This is a genomic window from Ligilactobacillus acidipiscis DSM 15836, from assembly GCF_001435755.1.
GTDB classification, from domain to species: Bacteria; Bacillota; Bacilli; order Lactobacillales; family Lactobacillaceae; genus Ligilactobacillus; species Ligilactobacillus acidipiscis.
On the sequence record NZ_AZFI01000059.1, the window covers coordinates 1 to 10701 of the forward strand.

Consider the following 10701-nt stretch of genomic DNA (forward strand, 5'->3'; position numbering starts at 1 on the left):
GCTCATCAACACTAAAAAGTTTAGACCCATTATTTTGCGCTCTAATTGTAGTGGTCCTTTTTTATAAGTAAATTATCCTCTTCGTGCTGGAACACTTTCATCTAACAAATCGCCAGATTGAGCAGACGCTTTTAATTGATAAATTCGTTCAACATCGATCACAACGATTGCGATTCCATCGCCAAATCCACCTTTTTCCTTTGCTTCAGTATATTCTGGAGAATTAGGATAGTAAATATGTGCTGCCCCTTCGAAACGAAAACCAGCATTTTTCGGCTTGCTTGCAACTGCAACAGCAGCTTTGCCACTAGCCTTCAAATTAGCAAACGCTTCCTTGCCAGTCCATTCTACATATGCCAAATGTTCGTCATCATATACCTTAAAAGAGCCTTTCGGTCCGACCTTAGGATTGCCATTTTTGTCAGCGGTAGCTAGAAACGGAAATTCACTTGCAAATAATTCTTTCATTTCACTGGTTAATTTTGCCATGGTAATATATGCCTCCGATAATTAATTTTTAATATAACATTAATATCTTACCAGCATCCTTATTTTGTAGCAAATAAACCGTTTTCCAAATACTAAAATTACCATAGACTCTCTTAAATTTTTGATTGACCTTATATAAAAAATTGTCTTTATCATCATGCTAGACATAACTAAAATAAACATATCAATTTAATACCAACATATTTTTAAAACTTACTCTAATGAAATAATTTTTCTTGAGCACGCTTTATCTGCTCACTGACTCGCGTAAAACCCGTCGCTCCTAATGATATCCGTCGTTTTACAGCTTTCTTGGGAGATAAAATACTATACACATCAGCCTCGATCTTTGGTTCAAACTTCTGAAGTTGTTCCAGCCTCATTTCCTGTAAGGGCAAGTGATGTTCCATTCCATAGTGAACTAATTTTCCAACCACTTGATGTGCTTGTCGGAACGGTAATCCCTTATTTGCTAAGTAATCTGCCATCTCAGTGGCATTCGAAAAGTCGTCTTTTAATGCTGCCGCCATCTTATCTTTTTTCACTGAAATCGTCTCAAGCATCCCTGCAAATAATGACAAACAGGCTTTTACTGTGTCAATTGCGTCAAATACTCCTTCCTTATCCTCCTGTAAATCTTTATCATATGCTAAAGGAAGCCCCTTCAGTGTCGTTAGCAAGGAAAAAAGTTCCCCATACACACGCCCAGTTTTCCCACGGATCAACTCTGCAACATCTGGATTTTTCTTTTGCGGCATAATGGAGCTTCCAGTAGCATACTCATCGCTGATTTCAATGTAGTCATATTCATAAGAATTCCATTGAATGATCTCTTCACAGAATCGACTTAAGTGCATCATCACCGTTGCCGAAGCACTTAAAAAATCCAATAAATAATCGCGGTCTGATACTGCATCGATCGAATTCTGATAGACTTTTCCAAACCCCAATTCATGTGCACTAAACTCCCTGTTTATCGGAAAAGTCGTACCTGCCAAAGCAGCAGCTCCTAAAGGAGAATCATCAGCACTGGCTTTAGCTGTCTTAAATCTTTGAAGGTCTCGCGTAAACATCTCATAATACGCCATTAAGTAATGCGCATAAGAGATTGGCTGTGCATGTTGTAAGTGAGTATAACCTGCTAACAAAGTCGTAATATTCTTTTCTGCTTTAATAACAATGACCTTGAGCAAATGGTCTAACAAGTTAATGATCTGGGAAATTTCATCTTTCATGAAAAGATGCATGTCCGTGGCAGTCTGGTCATTACGGCTGCGAGCAGTGTGTAATTTGCCAGCAATTGGACCAATTTCTTGCTGCAGCAGGGTCTCAATATTCATATGAATATCCTCGTAATCACTTGAAAAGCTTAAATTTCCAGCCAACAACTTCTTTTGCAGTTTTTCTAAGCCGTTTATTATTTGTTCACCTTCTGCTTGAGAAAGGATCTGAGTATGAACCAACATCTTAGTATGTGCAAGAGAACCCAAAATATCCTGCTTTGCTAAACGTTTGTCAAAAGAAATCGACTCATTAAAAGCGATGACATCTGTGCTGTTTCCTTTTTCAAATCTGCCGCCCCACATTTGGTTTATCTCCATTAGTTTTCCACCCCACTCTTTACTTCAAATCTTGCATTTGTGGCATATGTTGTTTGTTTTGAACCTGAGCATGAACTGTCGAAGGTAAACTATACAGCTTAATAAAACCAGCTGCTGATTCTTGATCAAATGAGTCCGCAGCAGTATAAGTAGCTAAATTCAAGTCATACAAGGAGTTCTTTGACTGCCGTCCTTCACAAATAACATTTCCTTTAAATAATTTAACTCTGACAGTACCATTAACCTCCTTTTGACTCTCGACTAAAAAGGCCCTTAATGAATCAAATAACGGCGTATACCATAAAGCGTTGTATATCGTATCTGTAATTTCTTTTTCTATGATAGGTTTAAAATGTGCTAAATCTTTCGTTGTGGTCAAGTCTTCTAAGTCTTTATGCGCTTTTAGCAAAACTTCAGCACCGGGGCATTCGTATATTTCGCGGGACTTGATACCGATCAACCTATTTTCTACGTGATCGATCCGCCCAATACCATGTTGTCCAGCTATTTTGTTGACATATTTGATCAGATCATGCAATTGATATTCTTCCCCATCAATTGAAACAGGAACACCTTTTTCAAAAGAAATCTCTAAATAAGCAGGTATATCTGGGGTATTATCCAAAGCATTTGTTCTCTCATAAGCATCCTCTGGCGCAGTTGCCCACGGATCTTCCAACACGCCACATTCATTAGCACGTCCCCATAAATTTTCATCGATCGAATAGGGGCTTTCTTTACTGATCGGAATAGGAATGCTATTTTCTTTAGCATATTCAATTTCCATTTCCCGGGACATATGTTGGTCACGAATTGGGTCTTCAATTTTTAATTCAGGTGCCAGAGCATGGATCTCCGTTTCAAAACGAACTTGGTCATTTCCCTTACCTGTACAACCATGTGCAATCGTAGTTGCATTATATTGTTTAGCGACTTCGACTAATTTCTTCGCAATCAAGGGCCGCGACAGTGCAGAGACTAAAGGATACTCGCCTTCGTAATAAGTATGTGCTTGTAATGCGATCAAACAATACTCTTCTGCAAATTCTTGTTGAGCATCGATTACTACTGATCCGATCGCCCCGACCTCCTTACCTTTTTGTTGAATCTGGTTCAAATCTTTTTCTTCACCAACATCAATACAACAAGCAATCACATCATATCCAGCATTCTTGAGCCATGCAATCTCCACAGAAGTATCCAAACCACCCGAATATGCTAAAACTACTTTTTCTTTGCTCATGTCAATTCCTCTTTTTAAAATGTTTTCTCAATAGTAGAATAATTATACATATATTGCAAGTATTTTTTTACTTTTATGCAATAAAAAGAGATAATATTCATTTTCAGTGAATAATATAGGCGTGGTTCTGAAAAATAAAGTTTTCTGACTTGAGTTATTCATTACTGAGAAAAAATTTTTTTAGTGCGTATATTTCAGTAGTAACAAAGTTTTCACGATAAATAGATATATGCTTTGCAGAATTTAACGGCCGAGTTCATTAGTTTCACATAGCTCTGTGCTATAATTACTCAGACATGCATGTTGCAAGGTTTTTACTAGTAAGGAGGCTGTTTCACATATGAATAAAACTGAAACTTTACAAAATTTACAGACCTTACTCAACAACACAGCTACACATGAATGGGAAAAGCAATTACTTGAACAGACACGCAAAAAAATTCAAGCTGGTCAAGAAATCAAAACCTCACTTGAACAACTTGAATTCAATTTGCGTCCATTAGCCTTAAGAAATAACTTAACACCTGCTGTTGCAGATTTTTATTTGCAACTAAAAGGTGACCCAGCGGGAAAAATGCGCTTTGATTATAGTATTCATTATCAAAAAGACCCAGCTTTTCAAGAACGTGCTATTTTTTCCGGTGGATGCTTTTGGTGCCTAGTTGAACCCTTTAACACCAAGGAAGGAGTTAAATCAGTAATATCCGGCTATACGGGAGGACATTTGCAACATCCCTCTTATGAACAAGTCAAGACACACAAAACTGGGCATGTAGAAGCTGTAGAGATTATTTTTGATTCAAGAAAAATTAATTACCAGACAATCTTGGCAACATATTGGAGAATGATCGATCCTACAGACGCTGAGGGACAGTTTGATGATCGAGGAAACAATTATCGTCCCGCAATTTTTTACACAACACCCGAGCAAAAACAAATAGCAGAAAAATCAAAAAGTGAATTACAAAGTTCCAATAAATATGTAAAACCAATCATTGTTCCGATCGAACCCGCAAAAACATTCTGGCCCGCAGAAAATTATCATCAAGAGTTTTATAAAAAGTTTAAAACAAGATATCGCCATTTGGAAAGAACGCGCAAACAAGTCTTATTTCTGCAACATTTACATGCCAGGATAAGGACCTTATTTAAGAAATAAACCAAATCACGGTAAGATAAATCCGCTTTTTCTAATGCTGTGATCCTCTATGGAAAAGTTAACAAGGAGAGACACTAATATGGACATAAAAATCGAGCCCATTGTAGACAATAATCGGTCTGCCTTGAAGCTTAAAAATGAGCCTTTTCAAATCATCGGAGATTTAAATGTTGTTAAGCTATCAAATAAATGGTGTTACAACATCAATTTTTATGCTGCTTCTCAAAGTACTTCACAAATATTTCCACAAGAAAACTACCAACTTTCAGAGATCAATGCAACCGGCTTTGCTCTCGGAGCATTTACGCAAACACAACCAGTGGGACTAGCTGTTTTTAGGAAGCAGCCATTTAAGTATCTCTATTTAGACGATTTAAAAGTTAACGTCGCATATCGCCACCAAGCTATTGCACAAAAGCTATTGTTACAGGCATGCCAACTTGCAAAAAAGGCAAAATATGCAGGGATTTTTACAGTTTGCCAAAACAACAACCTTAATGCTTGCTTGTTTTACCTATCTTTTGGATTTAGAATTGGCGGGTTAAATACTAAGGTGTATGATCATACCTCTCAGTCTGGCAAAGCTGACATATATTTTTATTACGACTTTTAGAAAAATAACCCGGGAAATAACTTTCCTCCTTTAATCAAAATTTTTAGATAAGTAAGGTGTATTTTAAGTGAACAAAAAATTGATATCCGGTTCTTTTTGGCTTTCTTTTGGAAGTATTTTTTCACGTGCTTTGGGCGTCGTTTACTTGATTCCCTGGCTTTACATGATGGGGTCTGCCCACAATATTACAACTGCACAGGCATTAAATAATTCTTCTTATACTATTTATGCAATTTTTCTTTCTCTGGGTACTGCAGGTTTTCCATCTGGTATTGCTAGACGGGTTGCTATGTATAATAGTCAGCAAAAATTTAAAAATGGTCACAAATTATTCAAAACTGGTTTCTGGTTGATGGTCATTTCTGGATTTTTCTTTGCTGCTCTTCTATATTTCTTTGCACCTTTTTTTGCCAAAAACACACCTGTTGTTTCACAGCGGAATTCTACTATTGCTATTAGAAGTTTAGCTCCAGCAGTAGCTATTCTACCTTCAATGAGTATTATTCGTGGTTGGTTTCAAGGAAACCAGGACCTCAGGCCATTTGGAATTTCCCAACTTTGGGAACAGATTTTTCGCGTAGTGTTCATCCTAAGCAGTACTTACTTGCTGATTTATCAGTTTCACGCCAGCTATGTTATCGCAGTATACTTCAGTGTTTTTGCTGCCTTTATTGGTGCACTAGCGAGCTACTTTTATTTACTTTTTCATTATCAGCGTCAATTGCCGCTTTATCATGCTGAACAAAAGAAAAGTCTACCGCTTGATCTGCACGGAATGAAACACACTTTGTTTATGATTGCATATGAATCAATGCCGTTTGTTATCGTCGGTGCTGGCATCACCCTTTGTCAGATTGTAGATCAACTGTTTTTTAAACAGATCATGCAAGGTTTGTTAGCTAAATCATCCGAATACACTCAATACATTTATACTATCTTTTCAGCTAATCCTTCAAAGATCACTGCTGTCATTATTGCATTAGCCACAGCACTGGCGGAAACAAGTTTACCGTTGATTGCTGGTAAAAATGCAATTCATGACCGTATAGGTATCAAAAAGTTGTTAGAGCAAAATTTATCTTATTTGTTATTTATCTTGTTGCCGGCTGCTACAATGTTGGCCGTACTTTCACCCGAAATTAATGGTATCTTTTTTACTTATGATTCTAAAGGTGCTTTATTCTTATATTTCAATATTTGGCAAAGTGTTATCATGGCTATTGCTATCAATGGTTTGACCTTACTACAGTCATTACATTACAGTCGCAAAGCAATGACCTATCTTTTATTTGTTTTAGTTACCAAAATAGTTTGCCAATTTCCTTTTGTTTACTATTTTCAGGGTATGGGAGCTGTTTTAGCAACAGCGATTGCCTTTGGCTTAGTGAGCTTTCTAAGTTACCGTAAGATTCACGAACAATTTTGTTTCAGTTTACGTCGGCTATTCCCAATCATACTAATTAACATTGGCTATTTTCTTTTGATTACGCTGATCACCTTGCTAGCAAGAAACATTTATTTGCCATCTGGTAAAATTTCAGGTTTTATTTTCTGTGGGGTGATCGGTATCATAGCTTTAGTGATTTACCTTATTCTCGTCAATAAACTAGGAATATCAGAGAGAGTTTTCAAAATAAAGGATGAACAATAACTTAAAAAGGCCGTAGGAAAATTTTTTTTAAGTCCTACAGCCTTCTTTTTTGACAAAATTTTGATATTACAGTGTATTGCATAGTAATGTAGTGCCAATTCCAATCATAATCAATCCGAAAACTCCACCACTCCATAAAGATAGGGGCATGAATCCAGATGTATTTTCATTGCCTTTTTTCTGCACATTTTTAAAGGACCGGTAAACCGCATAGAACTCCCAAATACCGATCAGTATGAACAAAATTCCACTTAATTTTTTCATTCTTAATGGTCTTCTTTCTTCTTATCCGCTAAGATCCATTCTACTGCTAATTTAGCCTTCTTAACCTTTTTTTCGGTATTATACGCTTTGTCATGTGCTAAGGATAACTTTATCTTTTTTCCATTTTCTAACTCAATTTCGATCCAATACAGGTTCTGGATGGTGGAAACTGCTCCGGCAAAAGCACCAATAAAATTAGAAGCTGGTATAGCCATGCCCACTGGCATTTTTTCTCCTTTTTCTTGCCCAATAGTGCGAGCGCTAACAATTTCATCTAAATCAATGCTTTTTAATGGTGTCATTGGACCCATAAACACCATCAAGACTCTTTTCCACCAACTTCTAAAGTCATAGTACTTAATTTCATGATCGGTGATCTCAATATAGTTAAATTCAAGTTCAAGTACACCCGGATAGTAAACACAGACTACAACAATAAAAACTCCGATTCCAGCTGCCCAACCCCACATGCCAAAAGCGCCGGCAATAGGTGAGCCCACCACTAACAAGAAAATTAAAGCAATGATCAATGGCCGAAATGATATCTTTTTTCCAAATGTAAACATATCTATCTACCCCCCTTACACCCATTATGATATCATAATGATATCATATAGACAACAGATTTGTGCTGAGTAAAAACTTCCGTTAAGTTTTTCTTTGATTCCAAGTATTTTGTTAAGTATCGATTTATCAATGGCCTTCTTTACCCTTTTATTTCAAATTGTCTTAATCAAACAGCTCCTTTTGCAGGAAGCTAGGAAAAACTGGCCTCAAAATTGAAAACAGGTGCAAAATTCTGGCTTTTCCAACATTTTGCACCTGTTTTTTTGTATTTACTTTTTGAGAACAATTCGTTTTCGTCGACCACCAAAATAATGGTTTTTATTAACCAATCTCTTGACTAACTTGGGTCAACAAAAAGTTTTTAGCACCTTCCTTAGCCGAGTACAAAAAGTTCACTATGTTTCCTAGTCGATTATACGTCAAGTCTGTGTCCGGCTTTTTTCCTAAATACATTCTCTAGAACTACTATTTTTTTCTGGCTCTTTTCTTATGACTTCATGATATGACTACTAAGCAAAAGTTTGCACGACATTCTCATTACTATTTACGGTTGTACTATTAGATTCAAAAGATTCTCGCTTAAAATAAAGTGATGCAAGTATTAAAAAAAGCAAGGCAATCAATAATGCTTTTAATAGCCCCTTTCTATCCTGCATTGTCAGTCCCCTTTGCTTTCGTCGCTAAAAAAAGATTTTGAATGGTTTTCCGCTGCTTACTACTGATTTTCTGATGATCAATACAATGCAAAGCAATCGTGTAAGCCGGAAACTTATGCTGTGGAACAAAGTTATCCAGCCTTTGTCCATCTGCGCAATCAACTATCACCTGACAGAAATCCATATCACTAAGCGGCTCAAGGTACTGTTTTAATTTGTCCGGATCATTCGTATCATTAATTTTTTCTTCCAAATTAGCTGCCATGTTCTCTCAATTCCTTTCCTTGTTCTAGCAAAAAAGAGATCCTGCTTTTAGAATCTCTCTTTATCAACAACAATATCTTTATTCATTTTCTGGTTCGACTCGCATAAAATGCTCAAAATGATGCGGATATTTGTTTTTTTCATCAACTTTTCCTTCCACAAAATCACTTAACATAAAATGGTTATAGTCAATTTCAGGCATATAGGTATCAACCGCAAATTCATGGTCGATCGTTGTCCGGTACAAATCTGTAGCATAAGGTAAAAATTCCTCAAATAAGCGCACACCACCAATAATGAACATTTTTTGACTTGGTTGTCTCGTATAGTATTCCAATACCTCTTTTACACTATGATAAACAACCACTCCTTCAGGAAAGTCTTTCTCATCACGAGAAGTCAGAACTATATTTTTTCGGTTATGCAGTGGACGTTTAAAGCTCTCAAAAGTTTTACGCCCTGCGACTATCGTATTACCTGTAGTTGTATCTTTAAAAAATTTCATGTCCGCGGGCATGTGCCAAGGTAGTTGACCTTGATAACCGATACCATGATTACTATCTTCAGCCCAAATAAATGCTAACATCAAACCACCCTTCCCTTTTTCCTCTTTACACCCCTAATAATACACTGTGTATAGCAATTCGGAATTAATTTTGCTGAAATGTTTCACGTGAAACATTTTCATGACAAAAATTAAGCATTGGATGACCTTAAGTACTCAATTAGCTATGTTTTACAGTAATTGTTTTCGTTCATTGTAAAATGAGCGGTAAGAAAGATAACAAGCAATAAAAGAAGCAATCCCAGTCGTTGACAGCAACATAAAAGTTACCAAGATCTGGTATTTGATTGCACGTACTGGATCAACACCTGCAAAAATCAAACCTGACATCATTCCTGGCAAACTAACTATCCCCACTGTCTTGGCTGAATCAATTGTTGGCTGTATACCAATTTTGATCGTTTCTTGTAAGATCGGTAATGACGCATCTTTTAAGTCAGCTCCTAATGCCAAACGTTCTAGTAATTGTTGCCGTTGGTCACGAAAAGCTTGATTTAAATTACGATAACAAATTCCAATTGCGACCATCGCATTTGATGCGATCATCCCAGTAATAGGGACCAATTGCGAAGGTATCATCTTGATCGTTCCGATTCCTACTAGGACTGTCAGCGTAACTCCCGTGCTGATAAAAATAGCTAAAAATGAATTTCTAAAACCATGTTCGATCCCTTGGCTTCTTTTCATTGCATTGTAACTAGCGTTAAAAATAATGATCAAAGCCAACGCTATCGTCAAAATATTGTTATTGGCTCGGAAAACATACTTCAACAAATAACCTACCAGGAACAACTGCACTATTGCCCGTATAACACTGATAATGATTTCCTTGTTGACTTGTAATTTTTCTTTATAAGCGATCCCCATCGTGATCAATACCAACACGAATGCTAAAACCAATCCTTGATTATTAACGGCTAAATTCATGCTCCCTACCCCCCATTATTTTTCCATTCTTTATTTCTACCAATCGTTTTGCCTGCGCAATTTCTTGTTCGTCATGCGTAACAATAATAATCGTCACGCCCTGCTGATTTAATTTTTCGATCAATTGATAAATGATCGTGCGGTTATCCCCGTCTAAACCAGCGGTTACTTCATCCATGATCAATGTTTCTGGCAAAATTAAAATATTTCTCAACAATGCGACTCGTTGCTTTTCACCACCGGACAAATTATTGACCTCACGTTGTAAATAATCTTCAGAAAGCCCAACCGTCCTCAAAGCAATAAGCGCTCTGTTTTCATCAAAGGCTTGCTGACGGATCTGGTAGGGAAACTCTAAATTTTCACGAACAGTCTTACCAAATAGAGTCGGCTGCTGCATTGCATACGACACTCTCCTGCGGTAACTGATTGGTTCTTCTTCTTCAATATCTTTACCTGCATATATGATTTTCCCTGCTGTTGGTGTTATAAGTGAAGCCAATATTCTGACTAATGTGCTCTTACCGCTCCCAGACGGCCCCGCAATCGTCACTATTTCTCCCTTATCAATTTTTAGTGAAATATCATCTAATATTTGCTTATCATCGACTCGATATGAGATATTTTGGAAAACAATTTGTTCCATAAGTAATTTTCTCCTTATATTTTAAATATTTTCATTTACGCGTGGTGCTAGTTCGT

12 protein-coding genes are annotated in these 10701 nt (G+C 36.8%); 3 read left to right on the forward strand and 9 right to left on the reverse strand.

The features are described from left to right. Positions 1 to 72: 72 nt before the first annotated feature. The 3 genes from FC65_RS05530 to FC65_RS05540 form a co-directional block, all read right to left on the reverse strand. Positions 73 to 489, reverse strand: coding sequence for a pyridoxamine 5'-phosphate oxidase family protein (locus FC65_RS05530; protein WP_056971858.1), 417 nt, complete (start codon positions 487 to 489; stop codon positions 73 to 75). A gap of 218 nt (positions 490 to 707) precedes the next feature. Then, on the reverse strand, positions 708 to 2090 hold the full coding sequence (argH, locus tag FC65_RS05535; RefSeq protein WP_082619048.1) for an argininosuccinate lyase: 1383 nt from the start codon (positions 2088 to 2090) through the stop codon (positions 708 to 710). Positions 2091 to 2109: 19 nt separating this feature from the next. Continuing rightward, positions 2110 to 3333, reverse strand: a complete 1224-nt coding sequence (locus tag FC65_RS05540) for an argininosuccinate synthase (protein WP_056971859.1) — start codon at positions 3331 to 3333, stop codon at positions 2110 to 2112. A 340-nt stretch (positions 3334 to 3673) separates the two neighbouring features. Here FC65_RS05540 and msrA point away from each other — a divergent pair, with 340 nt between their 5' ends. From msrA to FC65_RS05555, 3 genes are all read left to right on the forward strand, one after another. Beyond that, positions 3674 to 4492, forward strand: coding sequence for a peptide-methionine (S)-S-oxide reductase MsrA (msrA, locus tag FC65_RS05545; RefSeq protein WP_056971860.1), 819 nt, complete (start codon positions 3674 to 3676; stop codon positions 4490 to 4492). Between the two features lie 79 nt (positions 4493 to 4571). Further along, positions 4572 to 5105, forward strand: coding sequence for a GNAT family N-acetyltransferase (locus tag FC65_RS05550; RefSeq protein ID WP_056971861.1), 534 nt, complete (start codon positions 4572 to 4574; stop codon positions 5103 to 5105). Positions 5106 to 5172: 67 nt separating this feature from the next. Continuing rightward, positions 5173 to 6756: a putative polysaccharide biosynthesis protein gene (locus tag FC65_RS05555; protein ID WP_056971862.1), complete on the forward strand. Its 1584-nt coding sequence runs from the start codon at positions 5173 to 5175 to the stop codon at positions 6754 to 6756. A 66-nt stretch (positions 6757 to 6822) separates the two neighbouring features. Here the strand turns inward: FC65_RS05555 and FC65_RS05560 are convergent, their stop codons facing one another. From FC65_RS05560 to FC65_RS05585, 6 genes are all read right to left on the reverse strand, one after another. Further along, positions 6823 to 7020 carry a hypothetical protein gene (locus FC65_RS05560; protein WP_010495726.1) on the reverse strand — a complete coding sequence of 66 codons (198 nt, stop codon included), beginning with the start codon at positions 7018 to 7020 and terminating at the stop codon, positions 6823 to 6825. 2 nt (positions 7021 to 7022) lie between these two features. Beyond that, positions 7023 to 7586 (reverse strand): hypothetical protein, encoded by a 564-nt coding sequence (locus FC65_RS05565; protein WP_056971863.1) that lies wholly within the window; start codon positions 7584 to 7586, stop codon positions 7023 to 7025. Between the two features lie 646 nt (positions 7587 to 8232). Then, complete coding sequence (locus tag FC65_RS05570; RefSeq protein ID WP_010495721.1) at positions 8233 to 8508, reverse strand: hypothetical protein; 276 nt, start codon at positions 8506 to 8508, stop codon at positions 8233 to 8235. Positions 8509 to 8586: 78 nt separating this feature from the next. After that, positions 8587 to 9093 carry a dihydrofolate reductase gene (locus FC65_RS05575; protein WP_056971864.1) on the reverse strand — a complete coding sequence of 169 codons (507 nt, stop codon included), beginning with the start codon at positions 9091 to 9093 and terminating at the stop codon, positions 8587 to 8589. Between the two features lie 150 nt (positions 9094 to 9243). Then, complete coding sequence (locus FC65_RS05580; RefSeq protein WP_056971865.1) at positions 9244 to 9999, reverse strand: ABC transporter permease; 756 nt, start codon at positions 9997 to 9999, stop codon at positions 9244 to 9246. Further along, a complete protein-coding gene (locus tag FC65_RS05585; RefSeq protein WP_056971866.1) occupies positions 9983 to 10645 on the reverse strand; it encodes an ABC transporter ATP-binding protein in 663 nt (220 codons plus the stop codon). The genes FC65_RS05580 and FC65_RS05585 overlap by 17 nt, the downstream gene beginning before the upstream one ends. Positions 10646 to 10701: the final 56 nt, after the last annotated feature.

Coding starts and splice junctions, on each gene's coding strand:
- msrA (WP_056971860.1), top strand. CDS start 3,674: ATGAATAAAACTGAAACTTTACAAAATTTACAGACCTTACTCAACAAC.
- FC65_RS05560 (WP_010495726.1), bottom strand. CDS start 7,020: ATGAAAAAATTAAGTGGAATTTTGTTCATACTGATCGGTATTTGGGAG.
- FC65_RS05550 (WP_056971861.1), top strand. CDS start 4,572: ATGGACATAAAAATCGAGCCCATTGTAGACAATAATCGGTCTGCCTTG.
- argH (WP_082619048.1), bottom strand. CDS start 2,090: ATGGAGATAAACCAAATGTGGGGCGGCAGATTTGAAAAAGGAAACAGC.
- FC65_RS05540 (WP_056971859.1), bottom strand. CDS start 3,333: ATGAGCAAAGAAAAAGTAGTTTTAGCATATTCGGGTGGTTTGGATACT.
- FC65_RS05575 (WP_056971864.1), bottom strand. CDS start 9,093: ATGTTAGCATTTATTTGGGCTGAAGATAGTAATCATGGTATCGGTTAT.
- FC65_RS05565 (WP_056971863.1), bottom strand. CDS start 7,586: ATGTTTACATTTGGAAAAAAGATATCATTTCGGCCATTGATCATTGCT.
- FC65_RS05570 (WP_010495721.1), bottom strand. CDS start 8,508: ATGGCAGCTAATTTGGAAGAAAAAATTAATGATACGAATGATCCGGAC.
- FC65_RS05530 (WP_056971858.1), bottom strand. CDS start 489: ATGGCAAAATTAACCAGTGAAATGAAAGAATTATTTGCAAGTGAATTT.
- FC65_RS05580 (WP_056971865.1), bottom strand. CDS start 9,999: ATGAATTTAGCCGTTAATAATCAAGGATTGGTTTTAGCATTCGTGTTG.
- FC65_RS05585 (WP_056971866.1), bottom strand. CDS start 10,645: ATGGAACAAATTGTTTTCCAAAATATCTCATATCGAGTCGATGATAAG.